This window comes from Natronospira sp. (assembly GCF_007134575.1).
GTDB lineage: Bacteria > Pseudomonadota > Gammaproteobacteria > Natronospirales > Natronospiraceae > Natronospira > Natronospira elongata.
Genome location: NZ_SLKM01000098.1, coordinates 1 through 24,647 on the forward strand (window position 1 = coordinate 1; position 24,647 = coordinate 24,647).

Here is a 24,647-nt window from a genome sequence, read left to right on the forward strand (position 1 = left end):
CGGACTGTCCCACCTGGGCACGGCTGCTGTCAGCAAAGGGGATACGGGTAAGTGATCTGCCCTGGGGATCGAACTCGAGCACTGCCAAATCCATTTCCGGATCACTGCCCCAGGAGGGTGGCCGGATAGTGGCTGCCATCGTAGAGCGTCACCACCAGGCGCTGCCACCGGCAACCACATGGTGATTGCTAACCACAATACCCTTGCTGTCAATAATGGCCCCACTGCCCATTTCCATACTGGGGACGATTTCAATGCTGCGGCCGCGATGGGCGCTCAGGCTGGTCACATTGACCACTGCACGATGCCGCTCACGATGGACCCTGACCCGGTTGGCCTCCTCAGGCCCCAGATGCTCGGTATCAAGCTCCGGCAAGGGTGCTTCTGGTGGCACGCCCACCGTGAACAATGGCTCCATCAGATCAAAATACTCTGGCGCCGGGGTGGGCTCATGCAAAGGTACACAGGCAGCAACCGCCAGAAGGCACAAGCCCTTCGGCAGCATCCACCAGTCTGAGCGGGATTCGCTGGACATTCCGCTCAACTCCTCAGTCCGCGGGACATTCGGGCTGGCGTTGGTCGAAAACCATGAAACGATTGGCAGGAATATCCTCGCAGACGAGCGCCTCGCCATCCGGCCACTGAATCTCCACAGTAACGGACTCGGCTTCTCCCAGACCGAAATGAAGATCAGGCAGATCCTGGCCATTGAAGCTGCTATGGGCCATGACCTCCCGCATCTGCCGCTGCTGGCCGTGGCCGTTACCCACATCCGCCTCAACATAAACCCGGGCACCGAGTGCATGAGTATTGGGTGATTCCCCTACCAGTCGGATGTTGAGAAAACGCGCACCAGGACCGTGTCCCACCTGGTTTTCGAAAAACTGAATGCCACTGGAATTGTCCACCAACACGATGTCGATATCACCATCGCGATCATAATCGAAACAGGTCACACCGGTCCCTTGGGAGACCTCTTCCACATCCCAGGCCAGGGAACGCTCCGTAAACGTGCCGTCACCATTGTTGATGTAAAGGACCGGGCGATTGTCGGTGAAACGCCCGCCGGTGAGTTCTTCATACCAATCCGCCCAGGGAACATAGGGTGGCATGACACCGAAGCCATTGACGTGAAAAATATCAAGGAATCCGTTGTTGTTGAAATCCGCGGCACAGGCACCCCAGCCCCAGCCACCCTCTCTGACTCCCACTTCCTCGGTGGCATCCTCGAATCGAACATGGCCGTCTTCACTGATATTCCTGTAAAAGCGATTACCGCTGGTGCCCCAGTTGCCCGCGGGCTCATCGACCTTGTCGAATATTGAAGTCACGAACCAGTCAAGCTTGCCATTGTTGTCAAAATCCCCAACCACAGCGCCCATACCATTTTCGTCTGTAATAACGGAACGGTCGGTAATATTGCGGAAGAAACGACCAGCCCCGGGAGCATGAGCGAGAACGGAGCTGGTGAAAAAATCGGAAGCAATGACCAGGTCCTGCCCTCCACTGTCATTGAAATCAGCAAAGATGGGAGAAAAGTTGAAATTCTGATCAAGCTGGGCGGATGAAGTACCGCCAAATTCGTCGGCAGGCACCAGGCGATCACCCTCGCTGATCCACAAGGCCGGGGCCAGACCATCCACGCCCCCGGACCAGTGGGCCATGAAGATACCCGGCAGGCCGGAGCCGGTAAAATCCGAAAAGGCCATGCCCCAGGTGCTTCTCGACATGGGCAGTTCGGCGATTTCCTGGTAGCCGCCGGAATCATCCATGCCCAGCACCTTTACCCCTTCCCTGGGACTGAGGTTGCTAACCAGAAGCTCCTGGTAATAGTCGCCGTTCAGATCCATTACCGAGACATTGGTGAAGAATCCGTAGTCAGGGGCGTCCGGCGGCGCCAAGGCATCCGACTGCTCAAACCCAGACTGGCCCCCGAGGTTGCGGTAGAACACGAGCCCCTGTTCCTCACCGCTGGAAAAAAGCAGATCGGGCCAGCAGTCATCGTCCAGATAGGCTGCTGTGATCCCGCCCGCGAACATACGCATTTCCACGCCGCTTTGGCCGTCGATGGTCCAGCCGGCTTCCGAAAAGCCATGGGGCAGATCCAGGCCGAGATCATCCCGGAAGACAAAGGCCTGGCGATCCTGATTGCTCACATCCGAGGGACCACCAGTACAGCCCAGGGCCTCGGGGAAGCTGTCACGGTCCGCTCGCTGGGAATGATCCAGGGCGATGTATTCCGGGTAGGTTTCACCCCCACCTTCGCCATCATCTCCGTTGCCCGGAAAAGGATCATCTCGAACCAGGAGGAACCCATCCGGGTCATCTTCCCTGGCCGGAACCCAATCGCTCAGGCACTGACCATCTTCGACACAGGGATCGGTGAGCGACTCCAGAAAGGCCACCAGCTGATCCACGGCCTCCGAATCCGGCGCCACCGGCGGCAAGAACTCGCGACTGGCGGCGAAGCTGTCGTGTTCCTGCACCTCGGCAGTCAGCTCGGCGGCCCGGGGATAGAGCTCATGGACATTGAGCGAGTGAAACTGAACCAGACCGGCCAGCACTTCATCAATACGAGTCAGCCAGTATTCCGGGTCGGCATGCCATTTGATGGCGTCTTCCAGGGTCTGGAGGCTGCCGGCATGACCATACGGCCCCCGCACTGCAACGTTGAGCAGGCTGGGGACCCGAAAGGCAAACATGCCCGACGGCTCCTGGGTCACGCCCCAGCGACCGGAGTCCGTTCCCCCTTGGCGCTTGCCGCGTCCAATCTGGGGGAAACCCACATTGTGAAAGCTTTCATCGGTAAAGCGATCACCGCTATGGCAACTTATGCAGCCGAGGCCCCCTTCCTCGGGCATGGTCATGAACAGACGGGCCCCTTCCAGGGCATCTTCCGACAAGTCGGGCGTTTCCTCCTCGTCGGAAACGAGAAAATAGCGCCAGGGGCTGTCCACGAATGTCATTGATGCCTGAAAGGCACCCAGCGCCCGCTGAAGATTGCCCAGATTGATGGGGTCCGGATCCTCCGGGAAGGCGGCGGCAAACCGCTCCTCCCAGGTCGGACCCGGGCCCGGCTCGGCATCCTGTAGCCGCTCGATCAGATGCGCCCGATATTCTTCCGGCACCAGTTCCGGGTGGGTAAAGCCTCGCATTTCCTGGTCACTGAGCAGCGGAAACAGGGCCTGCACTTCGAGCAGATTGTCGCCCTCGCCCGCATGGGGGAGGTTGCCGCTCTCCGGGGTATTGAAGGTCTGACCCTGCCCGCCGGGGGCCACTTCCTCGTCCAGAACAAAGACCCGGCCATCGTGAAACAGGGCTCGATTATAAAGGGCCGTGTTGAATATGGTCTGGCTGTTGCGGGGCACATTGGGACCGTCGTCGGCCCGGGGGTCGAGGTCTTGCTCCGGGTCCAGCTCTCGATCCAGCCCCAGGCGTTCCGGTGCATGTGCTGCCACTCCGATGGGCAGGGACAGACCATCACCCATGGCAAGATCCGGATGGTGACAACTGGCGCAGGCCACGTCCCGGTTGCCGCTCAAGGTGGCACTGAAGAACAGCAGTTGGCCGAGCCGGACGAGCTCATCTTCATCCGGGCGGACTGGTGCAAGGCCCGGGCGGATATCGCCATCCAGGCCATGGTCCCGGGCGATGGCGCGAATCTCTTCTGCGAGAGCGGCGAGATCGTCTTCCTCTCCACCCGCGTCTCCATTCTGATCATCACCGTTGTCGGAGCCCCCCGGCAGATCCTGACCGCCGGGCAGGCCCCCATCGCCGTCGCTCAAGCAGGCTCCCAAACCGACCATGAGCAGCACCAGCAACACCGAACGCAAAAAAGTCCCCATTTACCACTCCCTGAACATCCCCAAATCCCAAATGCCGACACTCGGCCAATTCTCACCCTGCCTGCTGCATGCCCACGGCTTGTGCCGACTGCGCCAATCTGCTGTAGTCCCAGGCATGCCAAGACTCCAGAATATCCTTTTCAGACTACGATTGGTACCGTTCATTGCGCTGCTGATTGCCGGCTGTGCCGGCACGCCGGATGGGCTGCCACCACCGGTGGCGGATCACCACATCCATATCCGAAGCGAGAGCGGTGCACGAGCACTGCCCCGGGTACAGCTGGCCCGGGGTGAGCGCCCCGGCGATCTCAGCCGCGGCATACAGGATGCCGATATCCTGCTCCGCCAGATGGATCGCTACCGAATCGATCAGGCGGTGATCCTGTCGCTGGGCTATATGTACGCCATCCCCGAGATCCGCTTTGAGAATGAGTATCACAAGGTCAAACGGGAAAATGACTTTGTGCTCGAACAGGCCCGGCGTTTCCCGGAACGATTGGTGGCCTTCTGCGGCATCAGCCCCATTGCCGACTACGCCCTGGAGGAAGTGCAACGCTGCGCCGAGTCCGGTGCCACCGGTATCAAGCTGCACCTCGCCAACAGTGATGTGGACTTGCACGACGCTGAGGAACTCGCGGCTCTGGCGTCAGTGTTCGCGGCAGCCGAGCAGCAGTCACTGGCCATCGTGATCCATCTGCGGCCGCGGGGCTCACGCTATGGCGTCGAGGAAGCAGAAATATTTCTCGAGCATGTCCTCCCGAAAGCTCCCACCGTCCCGGTTCAACTGGCCCACCTGGGTGGGGGCGGCATTGTTGACACGGATACCTTGCGGGCCATCGAGCGCCTGGCCCGGGACCTCCCTCAACACGATAATCTCTGGTTCGACATCTCCGCAGCCTGGGCGCGGGACCGGGATTATGCCGGCGATACGGCCGGTCGGACCGCCCACCGACGCAATCGGCACAATGTGGCCCAAGCAGTCTCGCTGATCGGTGCTGAACGAATCCTGTTTGCCTCCGACTGGGACAGCCTCGAAGTGCGCGAGACTCTGCGGCCATTGCGCCGGGGCAGCGGCCTGTCCCGGGAGCAACAGCAGCAGATCCTGAACAATCGCGCCCCCTATCTCCCGGAAGCCCGCTAGTCAGAAACCCCGTCTCGGCAAAAGGCCGGGCTGCCGGTCTCGCCGGCAGCCCGGAATGGTTCCCAGGAAGAGGTCATGACCGCCGAAGCGGCCAGTGCTGACAGGAAAGGTCAACACCGTCATGGAATACGGCGGCCACTCCGAAAAGCTGCCATCAGAGGCCAATATTCTTTCGCAGGTCCATCAGGCTGCTGGTGTGGGTACCCAGATCGGGTTCACCGCAGTGCTCGAGAATCCAATCCCGAGCCTGGTCACGCAATTTCAGCGCAGCGTCCCAGTCATCCCCGTCAGGATGAATGGGCTTACCCACGGTCACCGACACACGGCCGGGGCGCACGAAAAAACTGAAACCTCGAAGCATGTCACGAGAGCCGCGGATGCTGACCGGTACCACCGGCACCCCCTTGCGCACCGCGGCCATGAAAGCGCCTACCCGAAAGGCCTGCAGTCCGGGCGCCCGGGTCAGGGTACCTTCCGGGAAGAACATCAGGCGCTCACCCGATGCCATCCGTGCCATGGCCTGCTCCAGGTCGGCAAGACTGCGACGATAATCAAAACGCTCCACAGGTGTTGCACCCGCCCGGCGCAACAACCACCACAAGGGTGGATTGCGCACGATTTCACGCTTGACCACGAATACCAGTGAACCGGGCAATGCAGCCCGCAGGCCGAAACCGTCCAGATAACTGGCGTGGTTGCAGACCACCACGCAGGGGCCGTCCGGTAGATTCTCACGGCCGCTCACCACCGGCCCGGCCCCGCTCAACAGCCCCAGCATCCCGGCGCCAAAACGGGATACCGCCGCCCGGAGACGACGACCTGGCAGCAGGGTCATGATCACGGCGAGGGGCAAGGCAAAGATCAGCACCAGCAGCCACAGCCAGAGGTTGAACAACCCTCGCCCGACCCGGCGCGCACCGCGACGCATCAGTTGCGGCAGCCCACGCCCCAGCAGGCGTAACAACTGAGCCCCCAGACGGTGCCGTTGTCCCAGGCGGCCCTGTTCAAACAGTGCCCGACAGGCCGGCCGCCGGATCTTGCCGCTGGAGGTCTTGGGTACCGACTGGGGCGGCACCAGGCTGATGACTTCCGGTGGCGTCTCCAGCAACTCCAGACTGGCATCCCGGACCGCCTGCTCCAGTTCCTTCAGTCGCTCCTGTGCCGTTTCCCGGGTCTCGGCCACCACCACCAGCCGTTCGGTTCCGGTGTCGGGGTCGGGGCTGGCAAACACCGCGACATTGTTGCTGCGAATCCCCGGAATCTGCGAGACCGCCTGTTCGATCTCATAGGGGTAATAGTTGCGGCCGCCCCGGATGATCAGGTCCTTGACCCGCCCGGTGAGAAACAGCTCCCCCCGGTCCAGATAGGCCAGATCACCGGAATCCAGCCAGCCATCGTCACTGAAAAGCTTCTCGCTCGCCGCCGGGTTCTGGAAATAGCCGCGAGTACAGGAAGGCCCACGGAACTCCAGCCGACCCTGGACACGATCCGCCACCGGCTTGCCCTTGTCATCCACCACTCGAAGCTCATGCCCGGGCAGGGCCTTGCCGCAGGCCACAAACAGTCGCGGGTGGGGGTCATCTGAATTGGCCGGCACCGCCTTGCCCCGGCGCTCAAAGGTATCCCGCTTGACCCGATCCACCCAGGGTCCCCGGTCCAGGGGCGGAAAACTCAGCCCCACCGAGGACTCGGCCAGACCATAGACCGGGCTCATGGTCCGGCGGGAAAATCCATGGGGCCCGAAACGCTCGCAGAAGCTTTCGAGGGTCCCGGGGCTGACCGGCTCGGCCCCATTGAAGGCAACTCGCCAGCTGGACAGGTCCAGGCCCTCAACGTCCTCGTCCGCCAGGCGCCGGGCGCAAAGATCGTAGGCAAAGTTCGGGGCGGCTGACAGGGTGGCCCGATGACGGTGTATGGCCCATAGCCAGCGCTGTGGCCGCGCCATGAACTGAAGCGGCGACATCAGGGTCAGGGGGATGCTGTAGTACAAGGTGCCCAGGCAGGCGCCGATCAGGCCCATGTCGTGATAGAGGGGCAGCCAGCTGACGAAATGGTCGTCGGAACTCGCCTCGACCACCTGCCCCATGCTGCGGATATTGGCAAGCAGGTTGCCGTGGGTCAGCATCACGCCCTTGGGCTGGCCGGTGGTACCGGAGGTGTACTGGAGGAAGGCCAGGTCATCAGACTTGCGCGGTACCCGGTCCGCAGGGGCTACCCCCCGTCGAAGAGCCGGGACGGTCACCACATGATCCAGTGCCGCTGCCAGCCCCCGCAACAATTGCCCTGCCCGAACCGTTTCCCTGGAAGCGATAAAGCAACGGGTCCCGGCGTTTTCCAGGACACCGCCGATACGGCGAAGATGGTCTTCCAATTGACTGGCCCGTACCGGCGGATACAAGGGAACCGGTACCGCCCCGGCCCACATCACGCCATGAAAGGCGAAGAAGAAATCCAGACCGGTGGGCAACATCAGTGCCACGGTGTCGTCCGGGCCGATACCACGCTCGCGCAGGCCGGCTGCCACTTCCGCCGCGCCCCGACGCAAGGCCTCATGGTCAAGGCCCGGCCCCTGGCCACTGTCATCGAACAGGGTCAGACAGCGGCGCTCTCCGGCACGGTTCGCATGCCAATCCAGAACCTCGGGCAGGGTCCCGGCCTGCTTCGGCTCGGCAGCGGCTGCCGTTGGCGCTGACTCCCGTGCTTCGGGCTCGGTGCTCACGGCAACCGGTTTGGCGCCACGCTCCTGCAGGGCCCGAATCAGATCAGCGGGTGTTTTCGCCCCGACCGCCTCCTCGTCCGGGACGCTGACACCAAAGCGTTTTTCCACGCGCAGCATCAACTCAACCCGCCCCAGACTGTCCAGTCCGGCTTCGGCTTCCAGGTCGGTGTCCCTGTCCAGCTCGGGTACGGGACGGCCCGGGTGGAGTTCGCGGATCACCTCGACCACAAGCGTGAGCAACCCGGCTTCCAGTTCCTCGCTTCGATCCGTCATACGCGGCCTCCGTGGCCCTCCCAGAGTTCATGGTCCGCCTGCCCCCCGGTCCCGGTCAAGCGTATTCGGGGCCATTGGCATCAGGCGGACGGAACAGCAACTTACGACTATACTGTGACAACTCAGGGAGTTAGGACATTGGAAAGGGTATGGACCACGGCAACATCGGCAAACGCCGAATCAGTGAGACTCTGCGAACCTCCACCATCTTCGCCGACATTGAAGGGGCGGTGGTGGAGTCGCTGGCCGGTCGAATGGGGGAAGTCCGGCTTGCCGATGGCCAGGATCTGTTTCAGGCCGGCGACAGCGCCGATGCCATGTATGTGGTGCTGTCGGGCGCCTTGCATGTGCTGGCCCCCAAGAGCGAGAGCGATGATTTTGAGGCGGCCCGCCGGGTCGGCCGCGTCATGCCGGGGGAACCCGTTGGCGAGATGGCCCTGCTGGTGGGTGGTTTTCGCAGCGCCACGGTCAGAGCCGTGGGCACCACGCTGCTGGCCCGCCTGCCGGCCGGCACCTTCGATGAAGCCGTGGCAAAGCATCCTCCGCTCAGGGCCGCCCTGGAAGCAGAAGTGCTGCGACGCATGCGGCACAATCAGATCGGCAAACTGATCCGCCGTTATTTCGGCACCCTGGAAGATGAAACCTGGCGCGCCCTGGAAGACCGTCTGAAATGGCAGCAGCTTGAGCCCGGCGAAATGCTCTTCGACCAGGGGGCACCGGGCGACAGCCTCTATATCCTGGTCAGCGGCCAGCTACGCATTCTTGGCAGCAATCAGGACGGTGGATTGCAGGCCATCGCCACGGTTACCGCGGGCGAGATGGTGGGTGAAATGGCGGTACTGCGTGACCAGCCTCGCTCCGCTCGCGTGGTGGCAACCCATGCCAGCACCCTGGTCCGTCTGACCCGGGTGGATTTCGATCATCTCAGCCGACGCCACCCCCAGCTGGCGCTGTCTGTAGGCCGCCTGGTGGTGGAAAGACTGGACCGGGCCCAACAGGGAAACGGCAATCAAACGGCTGCCCCAAGGGCCGTCTGCGTGATCCGGGCCGGTCGTCTGGCCGCGCCCAAGGTATTCCTGCTGCAACTGCAGAAGGCCTTGAGAAGCCACGGTGACAGCCTGCTACTGGATCCAGGCGAGATTGGCCGCCGCCTGGGCCGGGAAACGCTGGCCCACGCCGGTCCCGGCGATCCGGCCCATACCGGTCTTGGTCTGTGGCTGGAGCAGCAGGAGTCCCGCCATGAACTGGTGTTCTATCTGACCGACCCCTGTGACGCGGGTGAGCAGCCCAGCGCCTGGACGCAACGTTGTCTGGAGCGGGCCGATGAGATTCTGGTACTGGCGGACAGCGAAGACGACCCGGAGCCAAAGGGTCTGGAAACCCTGCTCTATCAGGAGCTCTCGGCCCGCCGCCAGTCCGGCGTGGCGCCACGGGTCCACCTGGTTCTGCTACATGCCCAGGAAACCACCCTGCCCCATCATTCCGACCGCTGGCTGGAGCCCCGCTCGGTGGATACTCACCACCACCTGCGAAGCGGTTGTCCGCGGCAGATGGCCAGTCTGGCGCGCCGCCTGACCGGCCGGTCCATTGGCCTGGCCCTGAGCGGGGGCGGCGCCCGGGGCATTGCCCATATCGGCGTCATCCGGGCCCTGGAGGAGGCGGGCGTACCGGTGGACCTGGTTGCCGGCACCAGCATGGGTGGGGTGGTGGGCGCCCTATACGCCCGAGGTATGGCCCCGGCGGACATCCTGGCCCAGGCAGAATGGGCCTTCGTCCAATCCAATCCCTGGCGGGAGTACACCTTGCCCGCGTTCAGTCTGCTCCGCAGCAAGCGGCTGGATTACGTCAGCCGCAAGACCTATGGCGATCTGCTGATCGAGGATCTCTGGCGCCCCTTCTGCTGCGTCTCCACCAATATCTCCCGGCAGCAGCTGACCGTGCATGAAAGCGGCTCCCTGTGGCGTGCCGTGCGGGCTACAGGCGCCATACCCGGTCTGGTGACACCGGTAATCAACAACGGCGAGATCCACGTGGACGGCGGCGTCCTGAACAACCTGCCCGGTGACCTGCTGCGACCCCGGGTGGCCCGACTGCTCACCAGCGATGTGCGTGCGCCTCGGGGCGTGTCTGCCACACGTGACGACTTCCCCTCTCCCTGGGTCAGTCTCCTGCGGGGCAAGCAGTATCGCAAGCAACGGGGTGTGCCCGGCATGATGGAAATACTCATGGATTCCGTGCTTGCCGCCAGCCACCAGGCTGCCGACCGGACCCTTGCCGACGCCGATATCCGCTTCACCCCGCCCCTGGCCGATGCCACTACCTTGGGCTTTCGCGATCTGGCCGGCATCGAACAGCACGGATACGACTATGCGCGAGGCATTATCGATGCCCTGGGCGTGGCAACAATCTGCCGAGTCGCGGTCCAGTAACCACTTGCGCTATGATTTGTTTGTGAGAAAGGGGCAGCGGACCGCCCCGACAAATTAGCCCAGGCAGGGAGGCCATCAGCCGCGACCACCTGCCACCGGCAAAGGGGGTATGCAATGCCAGGCCCGCGCGTCCAGCACATTCTGGACCTGCTCTTTCCGTCCATCCCAACGGCCTGGGAAAGTGATTTCCGAAACTACCAGCGTCAACTGGCCCGGCGTATTGGTGTGGTGGCGGCGGTGGCGGTCCTCTTCATTCTGCCCGCCTTCCAACTTATCGAGTTCCTGCTCTACGAAGACCACCACCGCATCGGCCTGCGGAATGCGCTGTGGCGATTGCCGGTCCTGATCCCCGCCCTAGTCATCCTGGTCCTGCGCTGGCGCTTTCCGCTGGGTGACTGGCCCCGGCCGATGCTCTTGCTCCTCGCCTTTGCCATGATGTTCATGATGGTGGGCATTTTTGCCAATGAGAAGGTCTATGACGGCGCCCCCGTGCAATACACTGCCCAGGGCTTGATCATGACCATTGGCGCCATGTCAGTGGCCGCCACCCGGGGGTTGAGAGATATCCCGGTCATCTATGGCCTGCCCCTGCTGGCGCTGCCGCTGCTACTCAGCCACAACGGCGTCGACCTGATTGCGGCCGCCGTCAATCTGATTTACCCGGCCGTCATGGTGGTCGTGGCCTGCATCCTTGCCGAGCTTCTTTACAATGGTTACGTGCAGAACTTCATCGCTGCACAACAGCTACGCCAGAGTGCCCTGACAGACCCCCTCACCGGTCTGCTCAATCGCCGCGCCATGGATCAGGAACTGGCCGCTGCCCATGCCCTATCCCGCCGACATCATCAACGCTATGCCGTGATCATGGCCGACCTGGACTATTTCAAACAGGTGAATGACAGCCACGGCCATGATGTGGGCGACGAAGTGTTGGTGGAACTGGCCCATCGTCTCAGTGCATCCGTGCGGGCTGAGGACCGCGTGTCCCGCTGGGGGGGCGAGGAGTTCCTGATACTTCTTCAGAATACGGACAAGGAACCCGCTTACCTCGTCGCCGAGAAGGTTCGTCAGGTGGTGGGAAATCAGGACTTCAAGACCAGTGCAGGACGGCTGTCCCTGACAATCAGCCTGGGGCTGGCCATCAATGAAGGCACCGAGGATGCCGAGGCCGTGGTCACTCGCGCCGACAAGGCTTTATATGAGGCGAAACGCAACGGCCGCAACCGCACCGAGTGCGGATGAGCAAGATTTTCCAGTAAGTGACATCCCGAAACCATCACTTCAAGGAGAACTACCTGATGCCAGACGACGCTCCAGGGCCCGCAAGGCTAACGGTGCAAAAACCAACCCGATACCCAGGGCCCATGCCATGGACCATAATGCCGGTTGCAGAAACGCCTCTCCATTGAGCAACCCTCGGGATGCTTCAGACAACAAGGACACGGGATTCAGCTCAACTACGACCTGTAGCCAGGGGGGCATGGACTCAGTCGGGACGAATACATTGCTCACAAAGGTCACTGGAAACAGCGCGGTAAAACCAAATAACTGGACATGCTCCGGGTCCCGGGCAATCACGCCAATCCAGACCATTACCCAGGAAAATGCAAGGGCAAAGGTCAGCAGCAGCAATGACATACCCAGCAGCCCCATTACCGTACCCTCCAGACGATAGCCAAGCAGGAAGCCGATTGCCAGCAGGAGCAGAATGGACCAGGCCTGCTTCACCAGGTCCGCGGTAATCCTGCCCGCCAGTGGTGCCCAACGGGCAATGGGCAGGGCACGAAGGCGATCGAATACGCCTCGGGTCAGATCCATGTTCAGGCCGTGCCCCACATAGACCGTCACGAAGACCATGTTCATCACGATCACACCGGGTAGAATGAATTGCAGATACGCCTCCGTGGAGCCGGCGATGGCGCCGCCGAAGACATAGAGAAACAGCAACAGAAAGAGTACGGGCTGGATGCTGAAATCACCCAACTCCCAGGGGTTGTGCCGAATCTGAACCAGTGTCCGCCAAGCCAGCGTCAGGGTCTGGTTCAGGCCATCGAAAAAACGGTGATTGGAATCAGGCACCCTGATCGCCCTCCTCTGCCGTTTCTCCACTTTCCGCCCGGTGGCCGGTAAGCTTGAGGAAAACGTCATCCAGGCTGGCACCACGCAGGGAAAAATCCTGCAAGGCCAGCCCCTGCTCATCGAGGCGCCTGACCACCTGCGTCAGCAAGGCAGGATCCGACACCGGACAGGAGACAGTGCGCCCGTCAACATCCGGCATTTCCCCGATCAGCGCCGCCACCGCCTCAGCGATTTCGGCCAGCTGCAGCGGATCCCGTGGTCGCAGTCTCAGAATCTGCCCACCCACCTGCTCCTTGAGTGCGTCAGGCGTTCCCTTCGCAATCACCCGTCCCCGGTCGATGACCACGATGTCATCGGCCAGGGCATCGGCCTCTTCCAGATACTGGGTGGTCAACAAGACCGTCATCCCGGCAGCGACCATGCCTCGGAGTCGCTGCCACAGCTGCTTGCGGGCCCGGGGATCCAGGCCGGTGGTGGGCTCATCCAGGTACAGTATCCGGGGATTCCCCACCAGACTTGCCGCCAAATCCAGTCGGCGACGCATACCCCCTGAATAGGTCTGAACCGCGCGCCCCGCGGCCTCTTCCAAACTGAAATCCCGCAACAATTCCCTGGCCCTGGTCCGGGCCTGTGATCGCGATTGCCCCAGCAAGCGGGCGATCAGAATCAGGTTTTCCATCCCGGTCAGCTTGTCATCCACCGAGGCATACTGTCCTGTCAGCCCGATGACCCGCCGTACCGCTTGTGGATTGCGAAGGAGGTCATGGCCATCCACCATGATCCGGCCAGAATCCGGCAGCAGAAGGGTGGCCAGAATTCGCACCATGGTGGTCTTGCCGGCCCCGTTGGGACCCAGCAGGCCCAGCACCGTACCCGGTCTCAGCGATAAACTCACCTGATCCAGAGCCTGAGTTTCGCCGAATCGTTTGCTTACCGCTTCCGCGACAATGGCATCCATTTGAAGACCTCATAGTCGTCCGTTTGCCACCCAAACCACCAAGACTACTCGATGGGCACCGAGATCACATCCAGCATCAGTCTGGCCTAAATAACGCTCTCGAGGGGCGTGAAGGCACCATCGGTCCCGATTTTCCTACCACTCGCCATAAGTCCAAGGGTCAACTGGCTGCGTGGATGGTGTTTTCTCTTGTAAGCTCAAGCCCGACCCCACTGAAGGAGGCGGCGCTCTTGTCCTGCCAAGGCTCAATCAGGCTTCTTACCATAACGCGGAATCTCTCCGTGTTGTTCCTGTCTCTTGGTCTGCTCGCCGCCCCCGCGCTGTCGGCTCCGCCCGAGATGGATCCGGCCCTGGAATCCAAGCTTGATGACTACATCACCCTGTTTGAACAGCCTGCGGACGAACGGGCTGCCTTGTTGGCGGCTGTCATCGAAGAGCTGGACGGGGAAACACCCACGGCCACGCGCGTCCGTGCCCGTGGTTATTACATGCTGGACTTTCTTAGCCAGGAAGATGAAGACGCGGCCAGGCAAGAGAGCCGGGAGCTTGTGAGTCTGGCGGAGGATGACGGCCACCCCGATGTAATTGCAGAGGCCCTTGCCTTTCGAGCGGACGTGATGTGGCGCCTCGATGACAATGATGAAGCCATGACCCAGATCCCATTGCTCGAAAGGATTCTGCCTGAAGTCCATTCTCCACGGGTGCGCTACTATGCGCATAACCTCTCCGGGCGCCTGCTGCGCGCTCACAGTCAGTACGAAGACGCTCTTTCCCACTTCCTGGCAGCCTATGATGCGGTGCAGGAAACGGATGATGAGCGCACCCAGATAAGACGCCAGTTCCTCAACTACAGCATTGCCCAGATGCAGGCTGAATTAAGAAATTATGATCAGGCGTTGCGGATGGTACGGCGTGGTATCAGAGAGACCCAGGATCTCGACTACCGAATCTACCTCCCGGAGTTTTTCCTGCTCAAGGGCTACATATTTGCCCAGATGGAGGACAAGGAAGCCTCCATTCAGGCCCACGAGGAAGCCATTGACTGGGCAGAAGAGCTGGAACGGCCAGACATCATCGTCACCAGCCTCAACAATATCGGTTCTGCCCAGATTCAAATGGAAAACTTCGAGGATGCCCGCGAAACCCTGCAACGGGCACTCGCCATGGCAATCGATCTGGAGGACGAACACACACGCCCCCTGCTGGAATTCAACCTGGCTTATCTGGCCATCATGCTGGGCGAGGTCGATGACGCCATTGAGGAAATGGAAGCCGCCCACAGCCGATTGGCCGAATTCTACAGTGATGCCAATATGGCCGATCTCTTGGGCTACATGGCAGAAGCCTACAATGAAGCAGGTTTAATGGAAGAAACCATCGAAACCCTGAAGAAACAGCGGGAATTGAAAAGCAGGGTTTTTCAGGCAGAACGAGACCAGAGCCTGAGTGAGCTACAGACCCGCTACGAGACCCGTGAGCAGGCCACACAGATCGAGCTACTTGAAGAACGCAATGAGCTTCAGGAGCGGGTCATCGAGAACAGTCGCCTGCAGCAGCGCATTACCATCCTTTTCGTCATTGTTGTGATCATGAGCCTGATCCTCCTCTGGCAGGCCTACCGCGCTGCCCGACGAGCCAACCTGCGCCTGACGGTCGCCAACAAGCAGCTGGAATACCAGTCCGTGCACGACACCCTGACCGGCCTTCTGAATCGACGATCCTTCCAGAAGGAAATGCAGCAGCGTGGCGACGGCGGGAAGGAGCGACGCGCTCAGCTTCACCCTGATGCCCTCCTACTCCTGGATGTGGATTTCTTCAAGCGAATCAATGACCAATATGGTCATTCCGGCGGCGATGTGGTCCTGCGGGAATTGGCCGGTCGCCTCAAGGCGATTTCCCGAAGCTCCGATATGGTCATTCGTTGGGGGGGCGAGGAAATCCTGATGTTCCTGCGAAACATGGACCCTGCAGCCTTGCCGGACTACGTTGCTCGTGTACTGGAAGCCATTGGCAAGGACCCCATCGAAGTTCATGGCGCGATGCTAACGGTCACCGCCACAGGCGGCTTTATCCAGCTCCCATTCGCCGGCATCCCCGAACAGGAAATAAACTGGGAAAAGGCGCTCAACATTGCCGACATGGCCCTCTACCTCGGCAAGACCCACGGACGTAACCGTGCCATAGGCATCCTTGGCGTCAACCGCCCCTTCGAGGAGATACGCGACGCCCTCAGCAATGACCTGGCGAACGCCGTGGATCAGGGGCTTGTGGATCATACTACCGTCAAGGGTCCGCCAAGACAGTCACCGCCGTCCTGAAAGCGGCTTGGACCTCCCCTGTGACTGGCGTATAGTTCGGCTGCGTCAGTCATAGAGAACCAACAAGGTTCCGAAGCAGGAAGGGGGAATTCCATTGAACGACTTCATGTTCCTGGTCCAGATCGCGCTGGTCCTGATCATTGTCTTTGTATCCGCTTACAGCGTTGTCGGCTACCAGCGCAGGCTCCGTCGTGCCCAGCGCACCGCCAAGCAGACGCGGGAAGAGCTGCCCAGCCTGCGCCAACTGGACAGTCGTGAGCTGGACGCGCTGCGGGGCCAGCTCATCGACCCGACCCGCTCAGACCGAACCCTGGAGCTCGATGGCAACGAAGTTTATCGGCTCAGCGGACCTTTCGAGCGCCACGGCCTGGATACGGGCGGCCACACCACCTGGCACGATCAGATCGGTGGCGTGGAAGTCATCCTGCCCTATGACGCTGCCCTTTTCCTGAAGGAATACAACGAGGCGGAAGTCGCATTTTCGGGTCGCTACGCCGTAGTGATTTCCCTTAATGGCGAGTTCGACCTGCAGGGGGGCAAGGAACGTCAGCAGCGCCGGGAGGCCCAGGAAGACCAGTGGGAAGCCGGGGTACGAGGCGCGCTAAAGTGCGTTTTCGGCAATGACGGCCCCGTTGAGGATGGCAGTCCTCGTCAGGATATCCGCATCCTGGACCAGCGCCTGGAGACGCCCGCTGAAACCGAGGATCGGGAAGGCCGCGGGATCGGTTTTCTCTCCAGCATGGCCTGGATCGGCAGCTTCATCGCCCTGGCCATCGCCGCCGGAGTAGCCGGAGAAATCGCCCGCCAGATCTGGGTCACCGCAGCCGGGATCCTGGCATTGCTGGGGCTGTGGCTGTTCTGGCGACCCTATCGACCGGGCATGCCCGCCCGCGTCAACCGGGTCTCCGGTCCACTGGATATCTTCATGGTGCCGGCCCCCAATGGCGGCCCCGACCAGGGACAGCCCGCCCTCGGGGATCGCCTGCCCTTCTCGGTGCCCCCGCATTGGTTTCACAAGCTTGGTGGCCTGGTGGGCCGTACGGTGGAGGCCGATATCCGGGTCATGGATCGCTCCGCTGTCCGCCTCAATCACGACTTCAGCATTGATGCGGAAATGATCCAGTCCCGACCCCACTACTGGGGCAAGCACCTGAGCCTGACACTGGTAGCCTTGGGTGCTGTCGTCACCATGCTCCTCAATTCCCCCGGCCCCATCGGTGACATGGTCCTCGCCCAGCATGTCATCAGCGGCCACGAAATACGGGAGTATCATGACAGCCAGTCACTGGCCGAAAACCCACCGCGACAGGGCGATCTGGTGTCACTGTCCGGGCAAGCCCATTGCCAGGTGGAGACGCCCAGTAGCAATCAGGTGGCAGGACTTATCGACTGCTCCCGGATTCGCTGGGACGGGGAATTACTGCCCAATGAACCCGACGCCCTGCCCGACCACCTGCGCATGCTTGCACAGGGTGATTTTCTCGATGTCCGCGAACTGTCCGGTGTTGAGCAAATGCTGGTCGGCGGCCATGGGCGGCGGGAAATCCGGGTCATCTCCAACCCTGGCCACGCCGTGAATCTGGTGGAACAGGCTTGCTCAGATGCAGAGCGAGAGGATCGTGGCAATTTGTTCTCGCGCCGGTGCCAGGATACCCGGCGACTGCTGCTCTCCGACATGATCCTCGACATGGAGGAGGCACCGGAAAGCTGGGATGGGGTCCACGATCTATTTCAGACCGCTGACGGTGACGAGGTTCGGGGGCTCATGCTTCGCGATAACCTGGAGCGGTTCTACCTCCACGGGCGAGATATCAGTAACCACGCCATCCTGGATTACCGGGAAGTCCTGGCCGAATCCATTCTCGACCGCCAGCGGGGTGGGATACTTCTGGAAGTGACGAACGGCGGCGAGGCGGAACTGCCCTCCGTGCAGCACAGTCGTCGTGAGCTTATTCGCTGGAACGAACTGCTGAAACTCACTCAGAGATCCGAGGCCCAGCCCTTCCGCCTGGAGGGCATGGTGACCCGTCTCGGCGAAGACGCTAGCGGCGCCGTTCACTTACAGATTGATGCCTCGCGGTCACTGGACGAGAGCTGGCCGGCACTGATGCGCAGTACGTGGCTGAGCCTCGGCTTGCTGTTATTGCTGATCCACGTACCGCTGTTTGCCATCAAGCTGCGAGCGGCAAGGCGTCGAGGCCAACAACTGACAGAACAAGGGAATCAGAATCCGCGTTTCTAAGTTTCCCCAAGCGAAAGGGAGTTTCCAATGTCTCTGGACATGTTCAGAATCAGGGAACAGACTGTTCGCCGCCTGCGTGTGGTGTTCATTGTCTTGATTGCGACCGCAGTGATCGGCCTTGGTCTATTGCTGTTACTGGATTGGCTAGACGTCTTCAATCGCGACCATCCACTGGTTTTCGCCCTGGTGGCTGTGCTGGTGGTTGCCGGGGTGCTGGAGTTTGGTCTGGAATCCCTGCGCCAGGCTGGACGTCACAAAGACAGCTGGTGGCGACCCTAGCCACCAGCCAGTGATTGGACAGCCAGGCCACACCTTGGGACAATCCCCGCCATGGAACAGTGCCCGTACTGCAACACCGAAATCGAGGATGGTAGCGTCCACTGCCCCAAATGCCGGGCGGAGAAGGGCTATGCCATGCGCAGCAATGGCTCGGTGAGGCATGAACCAATTCCCCTGCCACTGGTTGCACTGCTGGTTCTGGTCAGTTCCGGCATAGGCGTTCTCATGATCTACACCGGCATCCTCGGCTTGCGGGAAGAAACCGATGTCTGGGGAATTGTCGTGATCCTGCTCGGCCTGCTCTTTCTGGCCCTGGCAGCCATGGGTCTTCGCCCTCAGCAGCCCAAATGGTTCCGTCCCTACCGTTAGGCCTGATTACCGGGGGCCATCACAAGGCTTCGGAAAGACGATTGCGGCCACCACGCTTGGCTGCGTAAAGCGCTTCATCAGCACGCTTGAAGGTCTCCGTTGGGTTGGCCTCGGGTCGATGCACGGCCAAACCCATGCTGAAGGTGGTCACCGGCTGCTGCTCCCGCCATCGTTCCAGCAATCGATCTGCAATCTGCCGGGCATGAGAAGCAGCCCTTGGCATGAGGATCATGAATTCCTCGCCCCGACCCTGAAAGGGATATCCCCTTCACGTAATTCTGCCCGGAGGAATTCCGCCAGGCTGATCAGCACCTTATCGCCCCCATCATGCCCAAAACTGTCATTGACCCATTTGAAATGATCCAGATCGATGAGCAACACCGCATCATCCGGCGCGACCTGTGGCAAGACGGTATCCGCAAGCCGACGATTTGCCAGCCCCGTGAGCGGGTCCCGCTCTGACTGATTCCGATATTCCAGGGCTTGAAGACGCTCGAGAGTATAGTGTTCGGCATTGGAAAGGGCCGCGCCTGCCTCCAAAGCGAGGGTCTCAAGCGCGGCCCGTCCCTCAACCGAGACAGCTGATGAATTCAGCCTGCCGACAAACAGAATGGCAGCTACATCGTCCCCGATGAATACCGGTTCGGCATGGACAGCACCGAAGTCGGATTCCTGTAACAAGGGGCAGCCTTCCTGTTCGATCTGATCTCGATACCAGCTGACCCCATGCCCTTTGTTCAGCACCCTTCGGGCAATTCCCCGGTCCAGGCTGAGACTCGCCTCCAGGATGGATTCCGGCATACCACTAAGGCTGGTTACCTTCACCTCTTGCCCACCGGACTGCAGCCGAATCATGCTGGCCGCATCGAAACCCAACTCACGGCAAGCTTCAACAATTTCATCCATCACATCCTGGCTATCGAGGGAATTGATCCTTCTGGCTGCCAGGGCAACCCGGCGGAAAATCTCTGCCTGTTGACGGAACTCATCCTGATAACCACGCAGAAGATTCATTGCAAAGCTGATGCCTTCACCCACCAGAAGACAGGTCGGCAATGCGACCACACCGGCCTGCAGCGCGGCAATATCATCCAGCTTCGGCGCTACATAGGTGAGAACCATCAAGGGAAACAAGGCCAGCGGTGCCCAGCGCGGGAGGACCAGGCCCACCCAGACATAAACGAAAACAAATGTCAGCGGATAGGTATAAGGGCTAAAACCAACCAGCAACTCGTAGAAGTAGATGAAGAGAAAGGCAACCGGCACCACGAGGGCGAAATATTTGAGCCGCCCCCGCTCCCATGGAAGGACGACGAGCAGCGCTGCAACCACGCATGCGGCAAGGGCAAAGCCAAGCCGAAGCATTCGGTCCTCAGCGGACTCCGCAAGCAGAATAGCGCCTAGCGCACTGGCAAAGGCACCAAAGAGAAACATTGCTGCCGCCATGCGAGCAATTCGCCTAAGGCGATGCTTCTTCGCGGTAGTTGCCTCCAACAAGGCTGCCCCGATTGTCGATTCCGTGGGCTTCATGACACCTCATTATAAATCAGCCGGGATACTCCTTATTAAAGAAATGGTAGTCGCTGGGAGTCTTGCTGCAAGTAAGTTTACTGAGATGAGCGGCGACGTGCTCATTGAACCGAAAGGGGTTCAATCCTGGATGGCAGTAAAAACTGCCCAATCCCGTATTGCCCTAATGTCCCGAATCTGTACTGCCTGCTCCTTTTTGAGTGGGTCCGGGAGCCGGTTCATGACATGGCAAGCACAACACCCAATAGGGAAAAGGATTCATACATGCGCAAATCAAAAGACAGCCAAAGCCCAATAACGCCCGGCCTTGTCACCGCCATCGCATTCACGATGCTGATGGCCGCGCCCGCCGCCTTCGCCGAAGAAAAGGCCTTTATCTGGACCCTCGACTCAGACGAACTGGAGTGGGGCCCCTGCCCGGAGTGGATGCCTGAGGGCTGCGGCATTGCGGTACTGCAGGGCGATCCCACCGCAGCCAATGCGGATGTGCTCTTTCGCTTGCCGGGGAACAGCACGGCCGACCATCACTGGCACAGCAGTGCCGAGCGCATGGTGCTCGTGGCCGGGGAAATGAGCGTGGATTATGACGGCCAGGACCCGGTCACTCTCCATCCTGGGACCTATGCCTATGGCCCCGCCGGGCTCCCGCACACGGCCCACTGCGTCTCCGAGGAAAGCTGTCTGCTCTTTATCGCTTTCGAGGATCCCGTGGACGCGCACCCGGTTGAAGACTGACAGGCTGAGCCCATTGCCAGCAGGCGGCGGCCGCACACGCCCTTTTGGGCCTAGGACGCCGCCTGCCTGGCGGGAGTCTGGTCGGCCTGGCGGACCGTTGGCGCCGCTTCCAGCCATTGCAGGAGCTGCTCGATGTCCTCGGGCTGTGCCTGTTTGGCGACGCGGGCCAGGGTTTCGCGCTGGCGGGCATCCCGATCCAGGGGCTCCTCGGGATCGATGTAGCCGTGCTCGCTGAGCCATTCCTCCAAGTCCTGTGCGCTGTTGCGGCGAAAGCGCGGCACTTCCCCGTCTCGCAGCGCGGCCACCAGGGCCTCGCCATCGCCCTGCAGCGATTCGGCCAGTTCACTGACCCGATCAATGAAGGCATCCGATACCGCACCGGATTCCTCCAGCGCCGGGCGATCCACCGGCCGGCCACGGCCGCGCTGCCAGGCCGCGATCCAGGCACGGGCGGCGGCACAGCGCCCGGCCAGTCGCTCGCGCATGGCCGCTTCCGGGATGGCGCTGTTGGCCGCATCGATTGCCAACAGGCCTTCCAGCTGGCCCAGGCTCGTCACCCGCCAGGTATCCATCAGGCGATGGAGCAAAACCAGGTCATCGCGCAATAGGTAGAACAAGGGCAGACTGCCGGTCGGCTGGCGCGGGTCGGCGGCGGGGACACCCAGCCGGGCCGCGTAGTCTTCCGGACGATCCTGGCCGGGTTCGGGCAGGGACTCGGCTTCCGGCAACTCGAAATCGGCCGCCTCGGCATCAGTCCGCCAGGCCCGCACCCGGGCAAGGTCAATATGATGGGGCCGCTGACCGGTGGCCCGCTCCCACAGCGCCAGCTCGTGGCGACGGGCGCTGAGATAGAAGACCTGCCGGCCCTCCTCCGCCGCCAACTGCTCCAGACTCTTGGCCACCACGGCAAAACGCGCCTCGTCACTGGTGGTCAGGGCCTCATCCAGAAACAGCGGCAGCGAGGCCCGCCCCTGCTCCTGCTGGCGCAGCCAGGCCAGGCGCATGGCCAGCAACAGTTGCATGCGGGTGCCCGTGGACAATGCGTCCAGTCCACGGCGGGCCTGCTGGCGACAATCCAGGGCGACCAGCCCGGCCTCATCATCCAGCTCGATGTCCCAATCCTGATGGGTGAAGCGCCGGAAGCGCTCGCGGGCATCGGCCAGGGTCTCCGGCTCGCTTTCCTTGCGATGTTCGGCTTCCACTTCATCCAGAAGAAACTGCCCGGCCTCGGCGAACAGCACTTCATCCAGGCGGTCTTCCAAGGCCGAGCGGGCCGCATCCACATCCGCCAATGCCGAGGCGAGCTTGTGATCGGTACCCGCCCTCTCAAGATCACGCCGGATCGTCGTGCGCTCATCCTGCAGCGCTGCCAGGTCGGCGGCTTCTTCCTCGGCCTCGGCGCGCTTGTCTTCCAGCCACTCGTGCTCGTCGGCCTCGACCTGCGCCAGCAACTCCTCCTCGCCGCCCAGGGCCGAGCGGCGCTCATTCTCGCGGCCCCTCGCATCAAGCAGTCGTTCGCGCTGAGCCTTCCAGGCATCCCACCGCTCAATACGCGCCTCCAGGCCACGGCGGTCCCCGGGCTCCAGGCCGGCCTCGCGGTAGAGCTCAGCCTCCTGGGAGCGGCGTTCGTCGATATCCTGTTCCAGGCGCTCGATATCCTTATCCAGTTGCGCCACTAACTGCTCGGCCTTTTCCGCCTCGCTCTGACGCTGCTCCAGCTCATCCAGCCTGGCCTTGAGATCCGCCAGTACCGTGTCGGACTCAATCCCCCAGACACGCAGAAACGCGACCACGGCCCCGGCCGCTGAATCCCGCGCCTGTTCGAGCTTGCCCACCTCGCCTTCCAGCTCGCGGCGCGCGACTACCGCCTGATGGTAAGCAGAGACAAAGCGCACAAAGTGGTCAATGCCCTGAGCCGTCAGGGCCGGGTCAAAGCCCAGGCGCTTCGCCAGCGCGGCACGCTCGGACTCCAGTTGCCTGAGGGTTTGCTCAAGCTCCCTCAAATCTTCCTTTGCTACCTGTTCACGGGCCGATGTCGTCCCGCCCCGCTGCCGGGTCAGCGCACTCCAGGCCGCCCCCGCCAAAGCCAGCAGACCACCAACCAACGCCACCCAGGCCTCGGCGACCAGTGCCGCGCCTGCCGCCAGTAGCCCGCCCAAGGCGGCCAGGAGCAATGGCAGGCGCCCAGCGTTGCTCGGCTCCTCACGGGGAACCGCATCCAGCCTGGCCTTCAGTTCCGTTTGCCGGCGCCGCTCCTTGTCCAGCCGGTGCGCAAACTCCTCGGCCTCGCTGACCGCCTCAGTCGTCAGCGTCGGGGCCTCCGACTGTCCGCCCAGGCGCTCCAGGGCTTCGGCCTCGGCGGCCTTCGCCTTGGCCACGGCGGCACGCTTGTCCGCCAACTGCTGGTCCAGGCGCTGGGCCTCGCCCAGCCGGTCCCTTTGTGCCCGCAGCTCGGCGACCTGCGGACGGCGCTCGGCCAGGCCGGTGGCCTGCAGGCCTTGCCGGGCATCGTCACGCTCCCGATGGGCAATCGCGAGCTGCCGTTCAGCCTCCACCCGTCGGTCAAGGCACTGCTCCAGGCGCTTGATCTCATCCCCGCGCAGGCGATCCATGCCGGCCGGAAAATCCGTTTCAAGCCCCGCCTCGATCCCGGCGCGCTCCTTGCGGATTTCCAGCAAGGCCAGGGCCTTGTTCAGGCGATCGGCACGTCGCCCCGCCTCTTTCGCCGAGGCAATCTCTTCTTCCAACGCCGGCAGGCGCCGTTCGGCATCGCGATAGCTCTGATATTCGGCCTCGACGTCGCGCAGCTTCTTCTCGCTGTCGCGCAGATCCCTGTTTTCCGATTGCCCCGCCCGTGGGCCAATCTCAAACGGCCCGCCCCTCAGCGCCGGCAGATCAAAGCCCTGGGCCAGATCACGCTTGAGCTGTACAACCAGCCGCTCATCGCTGGCCGTCTTCTCAAGCAGGTCTTCCATCTTCAGCCAGTAACAGCTCAGGGCATCGGCCTCCGGCAAGGGAGGTGCCTCAACCGGGCGTCCGTCCACTTCCCACTGCTGCTGACTGCCCGTGCGGCTCACACGACGCCGCTCGCCATTCTCGAATTCTGCTGACAGCACCAGGGCCTTGGGGTCGGACGCCGCGGGCTCGGCCACCAGATAGCGCAGTGCCCGAATCAGGCTGCTCTTGCCGATGGCATTGGGCCCCGTGACCAGGTTGACCCCGGGAGCAATGTCCTTGAGATGAAAATCGCCCTGAATGCCGGGCAGGGACGTAATCGTCAGACCCTTGAGCCTCATCCCAGATCCCCCCTGCTTGCCAGCATCCGTTCCAGCATCCGGGTCCCGGCCCGGCGCAGGTAATCCACCACCACCTGCTCGTCCAGGGAGTCACGGCCGATGCTGTCAGCACCCATGCCGTCAGTACCCAGGCCCCCATCAGCCAGGGCCTGCCAGCGAGACTCGCCCAGCCGTGCCTGCAGCCGACGGCGGCCCTCCTCGATCAGACGCTGCCGCGCACTGTCATCCGCGGGCCCATCCAGCAGCCGCAACCGCCTGGCCAGCAGACCGGCCGGGTGGTTGGCCTCGGCCAGCTGATCCAGAGGAATCTCGGGCAGAGCCTCATTGCCGGCCCGGTCGGTGAACGATACGCTGATTGCGTGCACGAGATCACCCGCAAGGCTCGGAACTGACAACCCGCCGAATACCGCGCGGCAATTGGTCACCGGTTCGCA

At 62.0% G+C, this 24,647-nt stretch carries 14 protein-coding genes and 2 pseudogenes; 8 read left to right on the forward strand and 8 right to left on the reverse strand.

Features of this window, described 5'->3' with window-relative positions:
- Positions 1 to 148 precede the first annotated feature (148 nt).
- Positions 149 to 535: a hypothetical protein gene (locus ACJWXQ_RS03760; RefSeq protein ID WP_406672185.1), complete on the reverse strand. Its 387-nt coding sequence runs from the start codon at positions 533 to 535 to the stop codon at positions 149 to 151.
- Positions 536 to 548: 13 nt separating this feature from the next.
- On the reverse strand, positions 549 to 3,845 hold the full coding sequence (locus ACJWXQ_RS03765) for a cytochrome c peroxidase (protein WP_346051822.1): 3,297 nt from the start codon (positions 3,843 to 3,845) through the stop codon (positions 549 to 551).
- A gap of 115 nt (positions 3,846 to 3,960) precedes the next feature.
- Here ACJWXQ_RS03765 and ACJWXQ_RS03770 point away from each other — a divergent pair, with 115 nt between their 5' ends.
- Positions 3,961 to 4,986, forward strand: a complete 1,026-nt coding sequence (locus ACJWXQ_RS03770; RefSeq protein ID WP_406672186.1) for an amidohydrolase family protein — start codon at positions 3,961 to 3,963, stop codon at positions 4,984 to 4,986.
- Between the two features lie 154 nt (positions 4,987 to 5,140).
- On the opposite strand, the gene ACJWXQ_RS03775 is transcribed toward ACJWXQ_RS03770, so the two are convergent.
- Complete coding sequence (locus ACJWXQ_RS03775; RefSeq protein WP_406672187.1) at positions 5,141 to 7,978, reverse strand: AMP-binding protein; 2,838 nt, start codon at positions 7,976 to 7,978, stop codon at positions 5,141 to 5,143.
- 149 nt (positions 7,979 to 8,127) lie between these two features.
- Here ACJWXQ_RS03775 and ACJWXQ_RS03780 point away from each other — a divergent pair, with 149 nt between their 5' ends.
- The gene (locus tag ACJWXQ_RS03780) at positions 8,128 to 10,407 is read left to right on the forward strand and encodes a cyclic nucleotide-binding domain-containing protein (RefSeq protein ID WP_346051816.1); all 2,280 of its coding nucleotides are present in this window, start codon (positions 8,128 to 8,130) and stop codon (positions 10,405 to 10,407) included.
- A gap of 114 nt (positions 10,408 to 10,521) precedes the next feature.
- A complete protein-coding gene (locus tag ACJWXQ_RS03785) occupies positions 10,522 to 11,649 on the forward strand; it encodes a GGDEF domain-containing protein (RefSeq protein ID WP_346051814.1) in 1,128 nt (375 codons plus the stop codon).
- A gap of 39 nt (positions 11,650 to 11,688) precedes the next feature.
- On the opposite strand, the gene ACJWXQ_RS03790 is transcribed toward ACJWXQ_RS03785, so the two are convergent.
- Complete coding sequence (locus ACJWXQ_RS03790) at positions 11,689 to 12,486, reverse strand: ABC transporter permease (RefSeq protein ID WP_406672188.1); 798 nt, start codon at positions 12,484 to 12,486, stop codon at positions 11,689 to 11,691.
- Positions 12,479 to 13,444: an ATP-binding cassette domain-containing protein gene (locus tag ACJWXQ_RS03795; protein ID WP_346051812.1), complete on the reverse strand. Its 966-nt coding sequence runs from the start codon at positions 13,442 to 13,444 to the stop codon at positions 12,479 to 12,481. Before ACJWXQ_RS03795 ends, ACJWXQ_RS03790 begins: the two co-directional genes overlap by 8 nt.
- 281 nt (positions 13,445 to 13,725) lie before the next feature.
- Here ACJWXQ_RS03795 and ACJWXQ_RS03800 point away from each other — a divergent pair, with 281 nt between their 5' ends.
- The 4 genes from ACJWXQ_RS03800 (at position 13,726) to ACJWXQ_RS03815 (ending at position 18,652) form a co-directional block, all read left to right on the forward strand.
- Complete coding sequence (locus tag ACJWXQ_RS03800; protein WP_346051810.1) at positions 13,726 to 15,762, forward strand: tetratricopeptide repeat-containing diguanylate cyclase; 2,037 nt, start codon at positions 13,726 to 13,728, stop codon at positions 15,760 to 15,762.
- A 94-nt stretch (positions 15,763 to 15,856) separates the two neighbouring features.
- A complete protein-coding gene (locus ACJWXQ_RS03805; RefSeq protein ID WP_346051808.1) occupies positions 15,857 to 18,004 on the forward strand; it encodes an IgaA/UmoB family intracellular growth attenuator in 2,148 nt (715 codons plus the stop codon).
- Between the two features lie 27 nt (positions 18,005 to 18,031).
- A complete protein-coding gene (locus ACJWXQ_RS03810; RefSeq protein WP_346051806.1) occupies positions 18,032 to 18,283 on the forward strand; it encodes a hypothetical protein in 252 nt (83 codons plus the stop codon).
- Positions 18,284 to 18,334: 51 nt separating this feature from the next.
- Positions 18,335 to 18,652: a hypothetical protein gene (locus tag ACJWXQ_RS03815; protein WP_346051804.1), complete on the forward strand. Its 318-nt coding sequence runs from the start codon at positions 18,335 to 18,337 to the stop codon at positions 18,650 to 18,652.
- A gap of 19 nt (positions 18,653 to 18,671) precedes the next feature.
- Here the strand turns inward: ACJWXQ_RS03815 and ACJWXQ_RS03820 are convergent.
- A pseudogene (locus ACJWXQ_RS03820) lies at positions 18,672 to 20,182 on the reverse strand (diguanylate cyclase domain-containing protein).
- 264 nt (positions 20,183 to 20,446) lie between these two features.
- Between ACJWXQ_RS03820 and ACJWXQ_RS03825 the strand changes: the two are divergent.
- Positions 20,447 to 20,917, forward strand: a complete 471-nt coding sequence (locus ACJWXQ_RS03825; RefSeq protein ID WP_346051802.1) for a cupin domain-containing protein — start codon at positions 20,447 to 20,449, stop codon at positions 20,915 to 20,917.
- Positions 20,918 to 20,967: 50 nt separating this feature from the next.
- On the opposite strand, the gene ACJWXQ_RS03830 is transcribed toward ACJWXQ_RS03825, so the two are convergent.
- Both ACJWXQ_RS03830 and ACJWXQ_RS03835 read right to left on the reverse strand, forming a co-directional pair.
- A complete protein-coding gene (locus ACJWXQ_RS03830; protein WP_406672189.1) occupies positions 20,968 to 24,213 on the reverse strand; it encodes a hypothetical protein in 3,246 nt (1,081 codons plus the stop codon).
- A pseudogene (locus ACJWXQ_RS03835) lies at positions 24,210 to 24,647 on the reverse strand (hypothetical protein); the annotation flags it as partial. The gene ACJWXQ_RS03830 and the pseudogene ACJWXQ_RS03835, both read right to left, overlap by 4 nt.